General features: G+C 73.9%; 9 protein-coding genes, 1 tRNA gene and 1 other RNA gene. 4 read left to right on the top strand and 7 right to left on the bottom strand.

Features of this window, described 5'->3' with window-relative positions:
* Nucleotides 1-8: 8 nt before the first annotated feature.
* Nucleotides 9-7,484: a choice-of-anchor G family protein gene (locus QUG93_RS04785; protein ID WP_289472519.1), complete on the bottom strand. Its 7,476-nt coding sequence runs from the start codon at nt 7,482-7,484 to the stop codon at nt 9-11.
* Nucleotides 7,485-7,818: 334 nt separating this feature from the next.
* An RNA gene (ffs, locus tag QUG93_RS04780) (signal recognition particle sRNA small type) lies at nt 7,819-7,915 on the bottom strand.
* 36 nt (nt 7,916-7,951) lie between these two features.
* Here ffs and QUG93_RS04775 point away from each other — a divergent pair.
* Nucleotides 7,952-8,626 (top strand): SDR family oxidoreductase, encoded by a 675-nt coding sequence (locus tag QUG93_RS04775; protein ID WP_289472518.1) that lies wholly within the window; start codon nt 7,952-7,954, stop codon nt 8,624-8,626.
* 126 nt (nt 8,627-8,752) lie between these two features.
* Here the strand turns inward: QUG93_RS04775 and QUG93_RS04770 are convergent, their stop codons facing one another.
* Both QUG93_RS04770 and pta read right to left on the bottom strand, forming a co-directional pair.
* A complete protein-coding gene (locus tag QUG93_RS04770; RefSeq protein WP_289472517.1) occupies nt 8,753-9,949 on the bottom strand; it encodes an acetate/propionate family kinase in 1,197 nt (398 codons plus the stop codon).
* A gap of 74 nt (nt 9,950-10,023) precedes the next feature.
* A complete protein-coding gene (gene pta / locus QUG93_RS04765) occupies nt 10,024-12,132 on the bottom strand; it encodes a phosphate acetyltransferase (protein WP_289472516.1) in 2,109 nt (702 codons plus the stop codon).
* A gap of 144 nt (nt 12,133-12,276) precedes the next feature.
* Here pta and QUG93_RS04760 point away from each other — a divergent pair.
* Nucleotides 12,277-12,364, top strand: a tRNA-Ser gene (locus QUG93_RS04760).
* Nucleotides 12,365-12,645: 281 nt separating this feature from the next.
* Nucleotides 12,646-13,290 (top strand): hypothetical protein, encoded by a 645-nt coding sequence (locus QUG93_RS04755; protein ID WP_289472515.1) that lies wholly within the window; start codon nt 12,646-12,648, stop codon nt 13,288-13,290.
* A 10-nt stretch (nt 13,291-13,300) separates the two neighbouring features.
* Here QUG93_RS04755 and QUG93_RS04750 read toward each other — a convergent pair whose 3' ends face one another.
* Complete coding sequence (locus QUG93_RS04750; protein ID WP_289472514.1) at nt 13,301-15,379, bottom strand: helicase HerA-like domain-containing protein; 2,079 nt, start codon at nt 15,377-15,379, stop codon at nt 13,301-13,303.
* A gap of 382 nt (nt 15,380-15,761) precedes the next feature.
* Entirely contained in the window at nt 15,762-17,018 is a 1,257-nt protein-coding gene (locus tag QUG93_RS04745; protein WP_289472513.1) for a multidrug effflux MFS transporter, read from the bottom strand.
* 295 nt (nt 17,019-17,313) lie between these two features.
* Between QUG93_RS04745 and QUG93_RS04740 the strand changes: the two genes are divergently transcribed.
* Nucleotides 17,314-17,895: a TetR/AcrR family transcriptional regulator gene (locus tag QUG93_RS04740; protein ID WP_289472511.1), complete on the top strand. Its 582-nt coding sequence runs from the start codon at nt 17,314-17,316 to the stop codon at nt 17,893-17,895.
* A gap of 31 nt (nt 17,896-17,926) precedes the next feature.
* Here QUG93_RS04740 and QUG93_RS04735 read toward each other — a convergent pair whose 3' ends face one another.
* Complete coding sequence (locus QUG93_RS04735; protein ID WP_289472510.1) at nt 17,927-18,478, bottom strand: substrate-binding domain-containing protein; 552 nt, start codon at nt 18,476-18,478, stop codon at nt 17,927-17,929.
* Between the last annotated feature and the right edge of the window lie 61 nt (nt 18,479-18,539).

The raw sequence follows: 18,539 nt of genomic DNA, 5'->3' as shown, positions 1-18,539 counted from the left end.
CGGACCGGTCAGGCGCGTCCGCGGCGGCGGATGCCGCGGGCCAGGCGGGACAGGCCGAGGAGCAGGAACCCGAGGACCACGAGACCACCTGCGGCACCGGCGAGCGGTGCGACGTCGGCGCCCGTGAAGGCGAGGCCACGACCGGTACCCCTGCCGCTGCCGTCTCCCGTGCCGGCGCCGTCACCCGTACCGGTGCCGACACCGGCGCCGTTGCCGGTACCGATCCCGCTGCCGTTCCCGTTCCCGTTCCCGGCACCGTCGTCGATGCCGTCGTCGGTGCCCGAACCGTCGTTGCCCGAGCCGATCGGCGGTTCCGGGGTGCCCGGCGTGCCGGCCGCCACCACGACGACGTCCACCGTCTGCGCTGCGGAGGTCGCACCGCCCACGGTCTGCGTCACCGTGAACGTGTGCGGTCCGACCGCGAGCGGCACCGTGACGGTCCGGGTGCCGTCGTCCGCCGCCGTCGTCACCGACGCGTCACCGTCGCCGTCCGTGCGGACCGTGACGGTCGCGCCCGGCTCGGCGGTACCGGCGACCCGCCAGGTGGCGGTGCCGTCGGCGCCGGCGGTCTGTCGGGCGCCCGGCACGGGCGAGGTGACCGCGAGCGGGTCGGCGACCCGGACCACGATCGGCACGACCTGCGAGTCGGACGGCGTGCCGTCGACCGTCTGCGTCGCCTGCAGGGACCACTCCCCCGCGGGGACACCGTCGAAGGTCACCGTCCAGCGGCCGTCCGACCCCGCGTCCGTGCTGCGGACCTGCCCGTTCGACAGGCGGACCACGACCGCGGCACCGGCGGCCGCCGTCCCGGAGACCGGGAAGGACGCGGTGTCGTCGAGCCCGGCGGCCTCGATCAGGCGACCCGGCGTCGGGTCGGTGATCACGACGTCGTCCTGCTGCGCGACGACGACGCTGATGCCGCTGGTCACCGGCGCCGAGGTGGCTCCGCCGACCGTCTGCGTGACGGACACCGTGTGGTCGCCCACCGGGACGTCGGGCACGGTGACCGTCCACGAGCCGTCGCCGCCCGCCGTCGTCGTCACCGTGGTGCCGTCGACGTCCACGGTCACCGTGGCACCCGGCTCGGCCGTGCCGCTGACGGGCACCGTGACCGTGTCGTCCCCGGTCGGGAACACCTGGCCGTCGGTCGGGCTCGTCACCTGCAGGGGCGCCGCGGCGACGACCGTGAAGGCGACCTCGGGAGCCGCGGTCGTCCGGCCGTCCACGGTCTGCGTGGCGGCGACGGTGTGCTCACCGCGGCCGACGTCGGGCACGGTGACGGCCCAGGCGCCGGCGTCGTCCGCCGTCGTCGCGACCGCCGTGCCGTCGTCGACGGTGACGGAGACGGCCGCACCCGGTGCTGCCGTGCCGGCGACGCGGACGTCGGTCGTGTCGCCCACGATCCGGACCGTGCTGCCGGGAGTCGGCGTCGTGATGACGACGGCGTCCTCGTCGGCGGCGTCCACGGTGACACCGACCACGACCGGGGTCGACGTGGTGCCGCCGACCTCCTGCGTGACGGTGACGGTGTGGTCGCCCGCGCCGATGCCCGGGACGTCCGTGCCCCAGGTGCCGTCGGTGCCGACGGTCACCTCGACCGGGTCGCCCTCGTCCACGACCACCACGACCGTGGCGCCCGGCTGCCCGGTGCCGCTGACCGGCAGGTCGACGGTCGGGTCGCCCGCGGGGACCGTGACCACCTGGTCGTCGGTCGGCGAGGTCACCGTGAGGGCTGCGCCCGGCGCGACGGTGAAGGTGCTCGCGACGGGTGCGGACGTCGAACCACCGACCGTCTGGGTCGCCCGGATCGTGTGCTCGCCCGTGGCGACCCGCGCGAAGCGGACGCTCCAGGTGCCCGCGTCGGTCGCCGTCACGGTCTGCGGGTCGCCGTCGTCGAGGGTCACGCGGACCTCGGCGCCGGGCTCCGCGGCCCCGTTCGCGGTGATGGTCGCGAGCGAGTCCTCCTGGGCGACGCGGACGGTCGAGCCGTCCGCCGGGGTGGCGATCGTGACCGGGTCGGCGACCACGACCTCGATGCCGACGATGACGGGCTGTGACGTGGTGCCGCCGACCTGCTGCGTCACGCTGACGGTCGTGCTGCCCGCCGGCACGCCGGGGACCTCGACCTGCCAGGTTCCGTCGTCGCCGACCGTGGTGGCGGCGTCGCGGCCCCCGCCGAGGTCGACCACCACGGTGGCACCGGGCTCGGCCGTGCCGCCGACTGTGACCGTCGTCGTGGCGTCCTCGTCCGCGACCGTGACCTGCTGGCCGTCGGCCGGGGTGGTGACCTCCACCGGGGCAGCCGGGGCGACCTCGAAGGTGCTCTCGACCGGGCTGGTCGAGGTCGACCCGCCCACGGTCTGGGTCGCCGAGACGTCGTGCTGCCCGACGGCGACGTCCTCGACGTCGACGCTCCAGCTGCCGTCGGGACCGGCCGTGGTCTCGACCGGGTCGCGGTCGTCGACCGTGACCGTGACCGTCGCACCGGGCTGTGCGTCACCGGCGACCGTGACGGTCGTGGTGGCGGCGTCGTCCGCGACGGTGATCGGCTCGTCGCCCGGCTGGCGGATCGTGAGCTCCGCCGCCGCCACGACCGAGACCGGTCGGGTGACGGGGGCGCTCGTCGTGCCGTTCACCGACTGCGTGACCGATGCGGTCCATGAGCCCACGGGGACGTCCTCGACGGTGGTCGACCAGGCGCCGTCCTCGTCGACCGTCGCCTCGGCCGAACCGGCGTCGCCGAGGTCGACCGTGACGGTCGCGCCCGGCTCGCCGGTGCCGGCGAAGTCGACGTCGGTCGTCGCGCGGTCGTCGGCGACGGTGACGCTGGTCGCTCCGGCCGGGGTGGTGACCGTGAGCGGCGCTCCGGCCCGCACCGAGACGCCGGCGCTGACCGGTGCCGAGGTGACCCCGCCGACGACCTGGGTCGCGCGGACGGTGTGGTCGCCGACCGGGACGTCCGCGAAGGTGTGCGTCCACGCACCGTCCTCGTCGGCGTCGACCGTGGCGCGCTCACCGGTGGAGAGCGTCACGGTGACGGGGGCGCCGGGCTCGGCTCGGCCGCTCGCCACCACGTCCGCCGTGCCGTCCGGGTCGGCGACCGTGAGGACGTCGCCGTCCTCCGGTGTCGTCAGCTGCAGCGCGGCTCCGGCGCGCACCGTGACGGTCTGCTCCGGACTGGAGGCGGTGGTGCCGCCGACCGTCTGGGTCGCGGTGACCGGCTGGTCACCGACACCCACGCCCCCGACGGTGACCGTCCAGTCCCCCTCGTCGTCGGCGGTCGTGGACGCCTCGGCGTCGCCGACGCGCACGGTCACCGGCGCACCGGGCTCGGCCGTGCCGGTCACCGTGACGTCGCGCGTGGCGTCCGCGTCCGGCACGAGCAGGACCGCGCCGTCCTCCGGCGAGGTGATCGTGACGGCGTCCGCCGCGACGATCGTGACGGTCCGGGTCACGGGGTCCGACGTCGCCGGGTCCGAGACGGTGCCCGGCAGGGTCTGCGTGACGGAGACCGGGTGGGCGCCGACTCCGACACCGGGGAAGGTCACCGACCACGAGCCGTCCGCGGCCACCGTGGTGGCCTGGCCGTCGGCCGGGTCACCGTCGTCGATCGTCGCGACGACGGCGACACCCGGCTGTCCGGTGCCCCGCACCGTGACGTCACGGACCACGTCCTCGCCGGCGACCGTGATCGGGGCGGTCGACGGGGACGTGACGGCGAGCGGGGTCGCCACGTCGACCGTGAACGAGGTGGGCAGGGCATCCGTCGTGGCGCCGTCCACGTCCTGGGTCGCCTCGACCGTGTAGTCGCCCGCGGGAGCGAGCCCCTCGGCCTCGACCGTCCAGGTCCCGTCGTCCCCCGCGGTCGTGGTCAGGACGAGGTCGCCGACCGTGACGGTGACGTCCGCGCCGGGCTCGGCGGTGCCGCTGATCGGCACCGTCGCGGTCGCGTCCTCGTCGACCACCACGAAGCGCGACCCCACGGCCGGGCTGTCGATGGTGATGGCGGTGGCCGGCAGGACCTCGAAGTCCCGCGTCTCGACGGGGCCGGTCGTGCCGTTCACGGTCTGGACGGCGGTGACGGTGTGGTCGCCGGTGCCGAGCTGCACCGGGTCGGTCGCCCAGTTGCCCGCGCTGTCGGCCACCACGTCGACGGGGTCGCCCTCGTCGACCGTGACGGTCACGGTCGCACCGGCCGTGGCGGTACCGCGCACGACGACCGCGGCCTGACCGCTGCTGGTGACGGGCACCTGCTGGCCGTCGGTCGGGGTGACGATGACGAGGGCGTCACCGGCCGCGACCGCGAAGTCGCGCTCGACCGGGTCGGACGTCCGGCCGCCGACGGTCTGCGTCACGGCGATCGTGTGGTCACCGGTGGCGACGTCGGACAGGGTGACGGTCCAGGCGCCGTCGTCGTCGGCGGTCGTCGTGACGGGGTCGCCGTCGTCGAGGACCACGCGGACCTCGGCACCGGGCTGCGCCGTGCCGGTCACCGGGACGTCGATCACCGAGTCGTCGGTCGCGACCAGGGTCGTCGACCCCTGCGTCGGAGCCGTGACGGTGAGCGCGCGGGCGGCCGCGACGGTGACGGTCTGCTCGACGGCGGGCGACGTCGTCCCGCCCACGGTCTGGGTCGCCGAGACGGTGTACCGGCCGACGGGCACGTCCGGCACGGTGACCGTCCAGTCCCCGTCGTCGTCGGCGGTTGTCGTGCCGGTCAGACCGCCGCCGAGCGACACGCGGACCTCGGCACCCGGCTCCGCGGTCCCGCTCACGGCCAGGTCGGTCGTGTCGTCGGGACCGAGCACGGTCACGGTGGCCCCGTCGGCCGGGGCGTCGATCGTCAGCGGGGCGCCGGCGACGACCTCGAACCCGGAGGTCGCGGGGTCCGAGGTGGCACCGTCGACGGTCTGCCGAGCGGTGACGGTGCGTGGGCCGACCGGGACGCCGACGAACGTCGCCGTCCACTCCCCGTCCTCGTCCGCGGTGGTGACGGCGGCGAAGGACCCGCCGAGGTCGACCGCGACCGACGCGTCCGGCGCCGCGGTGCCCGTGACCGTGACGGTGGTGGTCGAGGTGGCGTCGGCGACCGTCAGGGTGCTCCCGTCGGCGGGTTCGTCGATGGTCACACCGGGGGCGGCGGTGACCGTGAAGTCCCGCGTGACGGCGCCGCTGGTCGTGCCGTCGACCGTCTGGGTCACGGAGGCCGTGTACGCACCTGCCGGGACGTCCTCGACCGTGGCGGACCAGGTGCCGCCGGACGTCGCGGTGCTGGTGGCGGTGCGGCCGCCGCCGAGGTCGACGTCGACCTGCGCGTCGGGCTCGGCCGCGCCGGTGAGGACGACGTCACGGGTGTCACCGACGAGCGGCAGGTCCTGGCCCTCGGTGGGGGTGTCGATCGTCAGACCGGCGGCGGTCACGACCGTGAAGTCGCGGGTGACCGCGCCCGACGTGGTGTCACCGACGGTCTGGGTGACGCTGGCGGTCTGGTCGCCGACCGGGACCGCGTCGACCCGGACGCTCCAGGCGCCGGAGCCGTCGGCCGTCGTGTCCGCGGTCAGCCCACCGCCGAGCTCGATGTCGATGCGGGCGTTCGCGGTCGCCGTCCCGGTGAGGGTCACGGGCGCCGTGGTGCCGGCCGTGGTGAAGCGCTGACCGGCGGTCGGCGTGGCGATCACGAGCGGGCGCTGGGCGACGATCGAGAACGTCTGCGTCGCGGAGCCGGCAGCGACGCCGGCCACCGTCTGGGTGGCGGTGACGGTCTGGTCACCGACGGGCACTCCGGCGATCGTCGTCGTCCAGGTGCCGTCCGCGCCGACGGTCGCGGTCGCGGTCCGTCCGCCGCCGGCGTCGAGGGCGATCGCGGCGCCGGGCTCGCCGGCGCCGCTGACGGTCACCGAGCGCGTGGACGAGTCCGACGGGACGCTGAACTGCTGCCCTGCGGTCGGAGCGGTGATCGTCGGGGCGACGAACGCGGTCGCACGGACCGTCGAGGTCGCGAGGTCCACCGTCGCCGCGCTTGGGCCGACGTCCGGCAGGATCGCGAGGCGGAGCGCGCTCACGCTGCGGGATCCGGCATCGGAACCGCGGGGGTCGCGGAAGTCGCCCTCGGGGTCCTGCACGTTGACGGTGACGTCGACGACCTGTCGCACGAGGGCGACGGCGGGTGCGAGGACGCCGGCGACCGCGGTGGTCGTGGCGGTCAGGGTCCGACCGAGCGCGGCGATGCCGTCCCCGCCGACGACCGGGCCGAGGACACCGGCGACGGCGGGCAGGAGGGTCGTGCCCACGAGGCCCGTGAAGAGCGGTGCGATCGCACCGCCGACGAGGCCCGAGGCGGTGATCTGGCGGCCGCCGGGGTTCGAGGCCGTGCCGAGCACGTCACCCAGCGTCGTCGCGACACGGAGCTGCAGTGCCGGGATGCCGACGGGCGGCAGGACTCCGGTCCGGAGCTGGGCGTTCGCGGAGACGTCGATGGTGATGGCGGTGGCGTTCACGATCTCGACGACCGCGGCCTGCAGCAGCGTCGGCAGCTGCCGCTCGAGGATGTCCGCGAGCGCCGTGTTGATCGCGGCGATCGTCGCGTCGGTGAGCACCGGCGTGTTCGGGCCCTGGTCGTTCAGCGCGGTGAGCTCGTCGAGGTCGACGGTGATCCGCCCCGTGCCGAGGTCGACGGTGACGGCGCCGGAGGTCAGCGGCGTGGCGGCGACCCGGTCGAGTGCCGGCCGGAGGTCGAGGTCCGCCGTCGCGGTGACCTGCGTGCCGTTCAGCGTGATGAGGCCGAGCGGCTGGACCGCCTGCTGGAGCGATCCGGTGAGGCCGTTCGCGACCCCGTTCAGCGCGCCGCCGGAACCGATCGTGGCGTCGAGCCGGTCCGAGACGGCCGACAGGTCGGTGCGCAGGCTCTGCGTGAGGCCGGCGACCGCGGGGCTCTGCAGCGTGAGGTCGGCGTCCGCGATGTCGTAGTCGGTCGTCGTGGTGACCGGTGCACCGCGCGTCGAGGTGATGGTCGACCCGAGCGCACCGAAGCTGAGCTCCCCGTTCGCCAGCACGTCGTCCGCGCCGACCACCCCGAGGAGCTGCGTCAGGTCGAGGGTGCTGCGCGGCCCGGCGTCGCTGCCGGTGCCGACGCCGATGCCGCCGTTCTCGGTGACCGCGCCCGAGGACGCAGTGGCACCGGTCGGTGTGGCCGAGGCGTACTGCCCGGCGACGCCGAGCGTCAGGATGCCCTGCGGCCCGAGCAGGTCGATGTCGTTGCCGAGGCCGACGCGGACCGCGTCGAGCGCCTGCAGGTCCACCGGCTGGCTGGTCGTCCCACCGCCCGAGGTGGCGCCGCGAGCGGCGTAGGCGCCCGCGAGCTGCGCGATGTCGTCGAGGTCGACGACACCCCCGCCGCGGAGCAGCACGCCCTCGGCCTCCGTGACGTCGGTCGGCGCCGCGGCGGCCGGTTGGATCGCCACGGTGGCGGCGATGAGCGCCGTCACCGTGGCGACGACACCGCCGCGCAGGAGGAGGCTCCGGTCGCCCGGGGCTCGTCGTCGAGCCCGGCTCCCGTCGCCGGTGATCCATCGTGTCCAGTTGACCGCTCCAGCGGGTACAGGGGTACCCCGAAGCGACACGTGCCTGCGCATGCGTGTCCCTTTTCCTGGCAGGCGCGCCTGCCACCTGATCCTCGGACTCCCCCGCTGGTGAGACGGGAGAGGGTCGGAACCCTGGTTGGGGGTTCCTGAGGCAGATCTTTGCACACGGACAGGTTCAGCGCACGCGTCGGCGCGGAATCGCGTCACGGATGCCGCGCGTCCGACGCGGCGCCGGAACGAAGAAGACTCCTCACGCACCCGCCAGAGCCCGGTTACCCTTGCTGCGTTTCCGCCCTGGGGGAGTTGGCCTGGATGGCGTCACGTGAGGAGCCTCCGGAAGTCTACCGGACGCGACGGGCAGTATCGGACACATGAAGATCGCCATCGCCGGAGGACACGGCCAGATCGCACTGCTCCTCGCCCGACTCGTCACCGACGCAGGCCACGACGCCGTCTCGATCATCCGCAACCCCGCCCACGTGACCGACGTCGAGCAGCAGGGTGCGACCGCCCTCGTCGTCGATCTCGAGCAGGTGGACGACGACGAGCTCGCACTGCGCCTGCGCGGCGTGGACGCGGTCGTCTTCGCCGCCGGCGCCGGACCGAACAGCGGCGCGGAGCGCAAGGAGTCCGTCGACCGCGACGCTGCGATCACCCTGGCGGACGCCGCCGAGCGGATCGGGATCCAGCGCTACGTGATGGTCTCGGCCATGGGTGCCGATGCCTACGACCGGGAGCGCGCGGTCGTCCCGGCCCGGACCGAGGCGGACGTCTTCCAGGTGTACCTGCGGGCGAAGTCCGAGGCGGACGCGAACATCCGGATGCGCAACCTGCGGTGGACCATCGTCCGGCCGGGCGCGCTCCTCGACACGCCGCCCCAGGGCACGGTGCACGTCGGGCGGACGGTCCCCCGCGGTTCGATCCCGCGCGCCGACGTCGCCGCGGTCGTCCTGCACGCCCTGCTCGACGACACCGCGGTCGGCGTGCAGTTCGAGGTGACGAGCGGGAACACCCCGATCCCCGCGGCCCTGCACGCCATCAGCTGACCACGCACGACACCTCCGTCGGCGCGACCGCGGATCACCGGGACGCCGCCGATCCGGCGGGGTCCCGGTGTCACCGTCGCGTCCCGAGCGGAGCGGAGCGCGGCAGCGGCAGCAGCAGCGCCGCCGCTACAGCGCCACGGCGGCCGACTGCCGCGCGATCTCGAGCTCCTCGTTCGTGGGGACGACGAGCACCGCGACACGCGACGTGTCCGTCGAGATCAGTCGCGCCTCCTTCGAGTGCAGCTCGTTCCGGTCGTCGTCGACCTCGATCCCCAGGTGCTCGAGCCCTGCCAGCACCCGACGGCGGAGCAGCGCGTTGTTCTCCCCCACGCCCGCGGTGAAGACCACCGCGTCGAGTCCACCGAGCTGCGCCGTGTACGCCCCGACGTAGCGACGGATCCGGTGCCGGTACACGGCGAGCGCCGCCTCCGCTTCCTCGTCGCCGCCGAGCGCCGCGTCCTGCACGTCGCGCATGTCCCCGTTGCCGGTCAGGCCGAGCAGCCCGGACTCCTTGTTGAGCATGGTGTCGAGCTCGTCGAAGCCGAGTCCGGCCTCGCGGTGCAGGTGGATCAGCACGGCGGGGTCCAGGTCGCCGGAGCGGGTGCCCATCACGAGTCCCTCGAGCGGTGTCAGACCCATCGAGGTCTCGATGGACCGTCCGCCGTCGATCGCGGCCGCCGATGCCCCGTTGCCGAGGTGCAGCACGATCGTCTTGAGCTCCGCGAGCGGACGGTCGAGGAAGACCGCGGTCTGCTCGGACACGTACTTGTGGCTCGTCCCGTGCATCCCGTAGCGGCGGATGCGGTGTTCCGCCGCCAGGTCGGCCGGGATCGCGTACGTGTACGCGTGCGGCGGCATGGTCTGGTGGAACGCGGTGTCGAACACGGCGACGTGCGGCACGTCCGCGAAGACCCGCTTCGCCGCCCGGATGCCCTCGAGGTTCGCCGGGTTGTGCAGCGGTGCGAGGCTGTTCAGGTCCTCGATCTGCTGCTCGACGTCCTCGGTCACGACCGTCGCGCGGTCGAACGTGGTCCCGCCGTGCACGACCCGGTGCCCGACGACCGCGGGCGGGTGCTCGTCGAAGGACGGCCCGACCTTCGCGAAGGCGTCGATCATGGCCTGGAACCCGGCAGCGTGGTCGGGCACGGACGCCGCGTCGTTCGACGATGACTCCCCCGTCACCGCGTTGGTGTGCTTCCAGGATCCGGACGACTCGCCGATGCGTTCGACGAGCCCCGAGGCGAGCGTGCGCTCGCCCTCCAGCTCGATGAGCTGGTACTTGAACGAACTCGATCCGGAGTTGACGACGAGGGCTGCGGTCACGGGGGTGTCACTTTCTGTGTCGGACGGGAGGCGCGGTGCGGCTTGTGCGTGTCGGGTCGCGTCGACCGGGCCGGTCAGGCCGCGTCGGTCGCGGTGCCGGCCTGGATCGCGGTGATCGCGACGGTGTTCACGATGTCGCTGACGAGCGCACCGCGGGACAGGTCGTTGATGGGCTTCCGCAGGCCCTGGAGCACCGGGCCGATGGCCACGGCACCGGCGGAGCGCTGGACCGCCTTGTACGTGTTGTTGCCGGTGTTGAGGTCGGGGAAGATGAAGACGGTCGCCCGTCCGGCGACCGGCGAGTCCGGCATCTTCGTGCGGGCCACGGTCGGGTCGGCGGCGGCGTCGTACTGGATGGGGCCCTCGACGAGCAGGTCCGGACGGCGCTCGCGGACGAAGGCGGTGCCGGAGCGCACCTTGTCGACGTCCGCACCGGTGCCGCTGTCCCCGGTCGAGTAGCTGAGCATCGCCACGCGCGGGTCGATGCCGAACTGGGTCGCGGTCTCGGCCGACGAGATCGCGATGTCGGCGAGCTGCTCACTGGTCGGGTCCGGGATCACCGCGCAGTCGCCGTAGACGAGGACGCGGTCGGCGAGCGCCATCAGGAACACGCTCGACACGATGGACGTGTCCGGCCGGGTCTTGATGATCTCGAAGGACGGCCGGATCGTGTGCGCCGTGGTGTGCTTCGCGCCGGAGACCATGCCGTCGGCGAGCCCGAGCTGCACCATGAGCGTGCCGAAGTACGAGACGTCGGTGACGGTGTCACGCGCGAGCTCGATGGACATGCCCTTGTGTGCCCTTAGCCGGGTGTACTCCTCGGCGAAGCGTTCGCGGAGCTCGGGGTCGAACGGGCTGACGATCTGCGCCCCCTCGAGGTCGAGGCCGAGCTCGGTCGCCCGCGAGCGGACCGCCGCGGGGTCGCCGAGGATCGTCAGCTCGCACACCTGGCGCGCGAGCAGGGTCGACGCCGCGTGCAGGATGCGGTCGTCGTCGCCCTCGGGCAGGACGATGCGCTTGCCGTAGCCGCGGGCCCGGTCGAGCAGCCCGTGCTCGAACATGAGCGGGGTGACGACGCCGGACGGGGTGAGCTGCAGGCGGTCCCGGAGGGCGTCGGCGTCGACGTGCTGTTCGAAGAGCGCCAGCGCGAGGTCGGCCTTGCGCGGTGAGTCCGCGGCGAGGCGACCCCGGGTGTGCGTGATGCGCAGTGCGGTGTCGTACGTGCCGAGGTCGTTGCGCGCGATCGGGAGCGAGCTCGACAGGCCCTCGAGCAGCCGGGTGATCTGGGGCGACGTCTCGAACCCGCCGTTGAGGATCACACCGGCGAGGCTCGGGAAGGTCTCCGACTGGTTCGCGAGCACGGTCGCGAGGAGCACGTCGCTGCGATCGCCCGGCACGACGACGATGCCGCCCTCGATGAGCCGCGGGAGCACGTTCTCCATGCTCATGCCGGCGACGACGGTGCCCAGGGCCTCGCGGTCGAGCAGCGCCTCGTCGCCGCGGACGAGGGTCGCGCCGGTGGCCTCGAGCAGCGCCCGGACCGTCGGCGCCACGAGCACCCGGTCCTCCGGGATCGCCCACACCGGGGTGTCCGGGTGGTCGTCCCGCACCGCGTGCTCGACGCTCGCGACGATCGCGGTGAGCGCGTCCGGGTCGGCGCGGTTCACCACGACGCCGAGGAGCTGTGCGTGCGCGGCGCGGAGCTCGCTCGTGGTGACGTCGGCGACCTGTGCCATGGCGTCGGGCGTCCGGGCGCCGCGTTCTGCGGAGTCACGGCCACCGAGCACGAGGAGCACGGGCGCGCCGAGGTTCGCGGCGACCTTGGCGTTGAACGACAGCTCGGTGGGGCTGCCGACGTCGGTGTAGTCCGACCCGAGCACCACGACCGCGTCGCACTGCCGCTCCACCTGGGCGAACCGGTTCAGGATCGTGCCGAGGGCCGCGTCGGGGTCCGCGTGCACGTCGTCGTAGGTGACGCCGACGGCCTCGTCGTAGGAGAGTCCCACCGCGCTGTGCTGCAGCAGGAGTTCGAGCACGTAGTCCGGCTCGGCGACCGAGCGGGCGACCGGGCGGAACACGCCGACCCGTCCGACCGAGCGCGCGAGGGTCTCGAGGACACCGAGGGCGACGGTGCTCTTGCCCGTGTGTCCTTCTGCTGACGTGATGTAGATGCGGGTCGACACGTTCCCAGGCTAGTCGCGCGGTCGCCGTGCCCTCTGGGAGCCGCCGCAGCGGTCGTGCGGGTGTTCGTGCCGGCGGTCCTGCCGGTGGTCGTGAGCACCCTCGAAGACCTGTACCATGGGGTGTCGTCACCGCGAGGTGGCCCAGGAGAATTCGCCTAGTGGCCTATGGCGCACGCTTGGAAAGCGTGTTGGGTGCAAGCCCTCGGGGGTTCGAATCCCCCATTCTCCGCCAGCACGACAACAGCACGAGAGCAGGCGCGTCCGCACAGCGGACGCGCCTGCTGCGTTCCGCGGTCCCCCACCTGCCCGACCCCGCCGCACCCCGTCCGGTCACGGTCTGGCCGGGAAACGCCCATCGGGGGTGGAACGCACTGTCCTCCACCCCCGTTCCCCCCTAGTCTGAGCAGACGGTCGACCCCGGGACGGGTCGACCACGGTGCAGCGGGCGGCAGGGGCGTCGCCTGCGGGAGGCGTCTTCGGCCTGCCCGCGCGCCCGAGGGCGAGGAGAGCCACGTGGGGGAAGCGACGGTACCTACCGCCGGACGGCTGCGGACGCCGGTGTTCGACGTCGTCCTCCGACCGCGGCGCTCGCTCGTCCGGTCGACCGCGCTGAGCGTCCTCTGCTCCGCGGTGCCGCTCGCGGTCGCCCTCGTCTGGGTCTCGCTGCCGGTGCGCTGGTGGACCCTCGTCGCCTCGCTCGTCGTCGTCCTCGCGGTGCTCGTCGGTGTCCTGTTCGTCCGGCTCGGCCAGGCGTTCCTCGGCATCGATGCCGACGCCGTCGTCATCAACGCGGTCCTCTCCCCGAGCCGCCGCATCGCCCGCGCACGGGTGCACCGGGTCGTCGTGGCTCCGGTGTACGGCGCGTCACCCGACCGAGCGACCCGCGAGCTGCTGGCGTTCGACGCCGGGGACGGACACCTGTTCCGGATGCGGGGCGACGTCTGGGGCGAACCCGCGCTCGACCGCGTGGTCGAGGCCCTCGACGTACCCGTCGAGCACGAACGGCGTCCGGTGCACGTGCGCGAGGCCGCCCGACGCTGGCCCTCGAGCCGCACCTGGTACGAACGTCGCGCCGGCGTGCTCCTGGTCGGCGCCGCCGCGGCCTGTGTCGTCGCCGGGCTGCTCGCCGTGGAGACCGTCGGCCTCCTCGCACGCTGACCGACGCGCGTCAACGGCGTCGGCGCAGCGTCGAGAAGATGCCGCGCACGACCTCCTTCGCGATCGTCCCGCCGAGTCCCGACCCGCCGAGCAGGTCCGACAGCGGGTCCTCGGCCCGTCGCCCGGTCCGGGTCCGCGAGGACCTCGTCCCTGCGGACATCGTCCGCGACCGTCGTTGCTCCGCGGCCCGCTCGGCACGCTCGAACTCGCGCTGCGTCCGCTCGTACGCCGCCTGCGCCGCGGCCCGCTCCCGCTCGTCCCGCACCGCCTGCGCGGCGGCCTCCTCCGCAGCGGCGGCGGCCGCGCGGGCTGCCTCGCGCGCGGCGTCGGCCGCCGCAGCGACCGCATCGGCCTGCGCCTCGACCGCCGCGGCCTGCGCGGCGGCCGACTCCATGCGGGCGGCCAGGACCTCGCGAGCGGACTCGGGGTCGACCGGGGTGCCGTAGGTGGCGAGGAGCGGGGACGAGGCGACCCGCGCCTCCAGTTCGGCCGGCGGCAGGGGCGCCATCGACCCCTGCGGCGCTCGCAGCCGCGTCCAGGCCACCGGAGTCGGCGCGCCGTACTCGTTCATGACCGTCACGATCGCCTCGCCGGTCGCCAGCGAGGTCAGGACCTCGGCCAGGTCGTAGTCGCTCGTCGGGTACGTCGAGACCGCAGCGCGCAATGCCTTCGCGTCATCCGGGGTGTGTGCCCGCAGTTGGTGCTGCACCCGTGACCCGAGCTGCGCGAGCACGTCGCCCGGCAGGTCCTCCGGTGACTGCGTGACGAAGACGACGCCGACGCCCTTCGACCGGATGAGGCGGACGGTGCGGACGATCTGCGCGGTGAAGTCCTTCGAGGCCCCCGCGAACAACAGGTGGGCCTCGTCGAAGAAGAAGACCAGCTTCGGCTCCTCGGTGTCGCCCACCTCGGGCAGCTCGTTGAAGAGGTCGGCGAGCAGCCACATGAGGAACGTCGAGAAGACCTCGGGCTGGTCCTGCACCTCAGGCACCTCGAGCAGGCTGACGATGCCGCGACCGTCGGCCGCGGTCCGGAGGAACTCCCGCGTGTCGATCTCCGGCGCACCGAAGAAGCGGTCCGCACCGGCGTCCGCGAAGGTGACGAGCTCGCGCAGGATCACCCCGGCCGTCTGCTTCGACAGGCCGCCGAGCTCGGCGAGCTCCGCCTTGCCCTGGTCGCTCACCAGGTACGTCAGCACCGCGCGGAGGTCGGACAGGTCGACGAGCGGCAGCCCGGCGCGCTCCGCGTGGTGGAACACCAGACCGAGCGACGACTCCTGCGTCGGGTTCAGCCCGAGCACCTTCGCGAGCAGCAGCGGGCCGAAGCCGGACACCGTCGCGCGGATCGGCACACCGGTCCCCTGCCCGCCGAGCGAGTAGAACTCCGCCTGGCTCGCGAGGGGCGCCCACTGCTGCCCGATGCCGGCCGTGCGCGCCAGGAGCTGCTCGCTCGGCTGCCCGGCGGCGGCGAGCCCGGACAGGTCGCCCTTCACGTCGGCGGCGAAGACGGGGACGCCGTTCGCCGCGATCTGCTCGGCCAGGAGCTGCAGCGTGCGGGTCTTCCCCGTCCCGGTCGCGCCGGCGACCAGCCCGTGGCGGTTGAGCATGCCGAGCGGGATCCGGACCTGGACGTCGGGCAGGGCCTCACCGTTGACGAGGGCGCCGAGTTCGAGGGCGGTCCCCTGCACGGAGTAGCCGGCGCGGACGGCCGCGACGGCGTCCGGGCCGAGTGGTCCGGCGGGGGCGGCAGGAGCGGCGCTCGGGGCCGGTGTCGGGCTCGCGTCGGCCGTCGGGCTCGCGTCCGCCGTCGGGCTCGCGTCGGCCGGGCCGGGAGGCGCGACGACGGCGTCCGAGGTCGACCCAGCGTCCGGGGCGGTCGCGTCCGGAGCCGCCGACCCCGGATCGGTCCCGCCGGCAGTGGTCGTGCCCGACGCCGGGGTGGTCGCTGCCGGCACACCGGCCGCGTGCTCGAGCGCCGCGGCGAGCTCCTCGGCCCGTCGGGCTGCCTCGTCAGCGAGGCGCCGCGCTTCCTCCGCCGCGGCCTGCGCCGCCGCTGCCGCCGCCCGCGCCTGCTCCACCGCGTCGCTCATCCCCGCAGCCTACGGACGCGCAGGTCCCGTGGTGCGGGCGCCGGCGAACGCGGTCGCGCGACGACACGACCGTCGTCGTTCGACAGCGAAGTCGTCGTTCGAGCCGATGCCCCGGGCCGCCCGGCCGTTCCCAGCCCGTGACACGGTCGGACGGGCGCGGAACGACACTGCCGCTGTCGTTCGACAACGAAATTGTCACTCGAGCCGACGCCCCCGAAGCGCCGAACCGTCACCAGCCCGCGACCCGCTCGACCGCGGTCGCGGAACGACACCGCCGTTGTCGTTCGACGACGATGTCGTCGTTCGAGTCGACGCCGCCAGAGCGCCGGACCGCCGGACCGCCGGACCGCAACCCGCCCGAACGCCAGCGGACCGCTCGACGTCAGTGGGTGAGTGCCGGGACCGTCCGCGGCCGCACGACCACCCAGAGCACGAGCACGGCGACCGCCGCAGTGCACGCCATCACGGCGGCCATCGGCGTCGCCGCGGTGATGCCGAGCCACCCGACGATGGGCGAGACCAGACCGGCGACACCGAAGTTCAGGGCACCCAGCAGCGAGGCGGCGGTACCGGCCTCCTTGCCGTGCGCCGCGAGACCGATCACCTGCACGAGCGGGAAGGTGAACCCGCAGGCCGCGATGAAGAACCACAGCGGGACGAGCACACCGACCAGGCCCGCGCCGAGCTGGTCGAGCACCACGATGGCCACCGCGGCGGTGAACAGCGTCGCCGTCGAGCACGCCAGGATCCACTGCGGTCCGACGCGCTGGGCGAGCCGTGACGACACCTGCACGCCCACGACGACGCCGATCGAGTTGACCGCGAAGAGCAGGCCGTACTGCTGCGCGTCGAGGCCGTACACGGTCTGGAACAGGAACGGCGACGCGCTCAGGTACGAGAACAGCCCGCTGAACACCATCGCGCCGATGAGCGCGACGCCGACGAAGATGCGGTCGGAGAACAGCGCCCGGTAGCGCTGACCGATCGTGGAGTGCCCCGCCTCCTGGCGGCGGGCCGGCGGCAGGGTCTCGACGATGAGGAGCGACGACGCGATCACCACGGCGGCGCCGTAGCAGGCGAGGAAGACGAAGACCCCGCGCCAGCTGACGAACTGCAGCATCTGCGAACCGATGAGCGGCGCGAGGATCGGCGCGAGGCCGTTCACCATCGCCAGGCGCGACAGCATCCGCACGAGCGGCTTGCCACCGAACAGGTCGCGCACGGTCGCCATGGCGACGACGCCGCCGGCCGCGGCGCCCATGCCCTGGAGGACGCGGAACAGCGCCAGGACCTCGACGTTCGGCGCGAGCGCCGCCCCGACGGACGCGGCGACGTGCACCGAGGTCGCGATGATGAGCGGCAGACGCCGACCCACCTTGTCGCTCCACGGTCCGACGAGCAGCTGGCCGACCGCGAAGCCGAGCGTCGTCGCCGTGAGCGTGAGCTGCACGGCGCCCTCACTGATGCCGAACTCGCGCTCGAGCGACGGGAACGCCGGCAGGTACAGGTCGATGGTGAACGGGCCGAGCGCGGTGAGCGCGCCGAGCACGAAGACGTAGACGAGGCGCTGGTTCCGGGTGAGGGCATCACCGGGGTGCAGTACGACGCGGAGCGAGCCGGTGGTGGCGGGCGCGGTCACGAGGGGTCCTTCACGGGGCAGGTCGGGCACGGGCAGGGGCCGATCGGGCACGCGACGGAGTCGGGCACGGGGCGAGGGTCGGGCACGAGAGCTACGGCTCTCGACGGTCGAATCGAATCGATTCGGTGACGGAACCATCGTACGGCCAGCGTGAGCGCTCTCGGAACGCCTCTCGCGGATCCTCGCGTCACACTGCGCTCTCCGACCCGTCCGCCTGGTCGGCATGCGGTAGCGTCGGACTGCTCGGACCGGCCGTCGGCCGCCCGGGCGCACCGGACGAAGAAGGGGTGGTGTCGTGGTCGACGCCCGGATCCTGCACACCACGGCAGCGTTGCGCGAGGCGATCCTGCGGCTCGCCGCCGACCGCCCGGTATCGGCGATCACGGTCGCCGACGTCACCCGGGCAGCCGGGATCAACCGTGCGACGTTCTACTCGCACGCGGTCTCCCCCGGTTCGCTCCTCGCCGACGTGCTCACCCCGGAGCTCGACCGCATCCGTGAGGACGACGTCGAGGCCCGCCGTGCGGCGTCGGCGCGCGGTGCCGGGCCGGACGAGCTCGCCGCGATCACCCGACGGGGCATCGACGCCGTCGTCGAGCACGTCGTCGCACACCGCGACATCTACGCGCGCGGACTCCCCGACACGGAGGACGCCTCGCTGCACCGGCTGCTCGTCGAGCACTTCACCGTCTCGAGCGCGCAGCACATCCGCGAGCTCGACCCCGCGTCCCGCCCACCCCTGCTGGACGACGTCGCCGCCGGGTTCGTCGCCCAGGGGTTCGTCGGTGCGATCGAGGCCTGGCTCGCCGGGCCCCGTCGGTCGCGGAGGTCGCTCGTCGAGACGATCACGCTGTCGTTCCCCGCCTGGTGGCACTGACCTGTCGGCAGTCGTCACACAGGCGCTGACGTCATCCGGCCGGTCGGTCGTCGGCGGGCTGCTCGCCACGCTGCAGTGACCGCACGACGTCGACGGCCGCTCGGGCCGTGACCGCCGGGTCACCGGACGCCCGCACCCGGTGGTCCGCGGAGACCCCGTCGCCGCCGGTCCCGCTGGCCGGCACGGCGTCGCCGAGCGAGACCACCACCACGCCGGCGTCGTGCGCCGTCTGCACCGCACCGGTCAGGGCGCCGGCGTCCACCGCCCGGACGAGCAGCGCCTTCGCACCGCCCCGCACGAGGTCGTCCACCGCACCGCGCTGCGCAGCCGCCGCACCGTCACGTGGGGAGACGCGGACGTCCGGGCGGAATCCGGCGTCACGGAGCCCGTCCTCGAGGTCGGACGCGAGCGCGTCGTCACCCGCGGCGAGCACCACTCCCACCACCGCGTTCCGGTCGAAGCCGCCGTCGGAACTCGTCAGGTCCGTGCTGCGCACCGGCGTCGGCGCAGCGGTCGTCGCGCCCTGACACCCGGTCAGCGCGAGGACGACGCCCACCAGGACGGCCACGACGGTGATGCGCACTCCGGTCCCTCCGCTCGTCGGGACACCACGCTACCGCTCGCGCGCACGACCGGCCGGGTCG

This window comes from Curtobacterium caseinilyticum (assembly GCF_030363035.1).
Taxonomy (GTDB): Bacteria; Actinomycetota; Actinomycetes; order Actinomycetales; family Microbacteriaceae; genus Curtobacterium; species Curtobacterium caseinilyticum.
The sequence above is the reverse complement of the archived record's forward strand: the minus strand, read 5'-3'. Positions and strand labels throughout refer to the sequence as shown.

Coding starts and splice junctions, on each gene's coding strand:
- QUG93_RS04775 (WP_289472518.1), top strand. CDS start 7,952: ATGAAGATCGCCATCGCCGGAGGACACGGCCAGATCGCACTGCTCCTC.
- QUG93_RS04750 (WP_289472514.1), bottom strand. CDS start 15,379: ATGAGCGACGCGGTGGAGCAGGCGCGGGCGGCGGCAGCGGCGGCGCAG.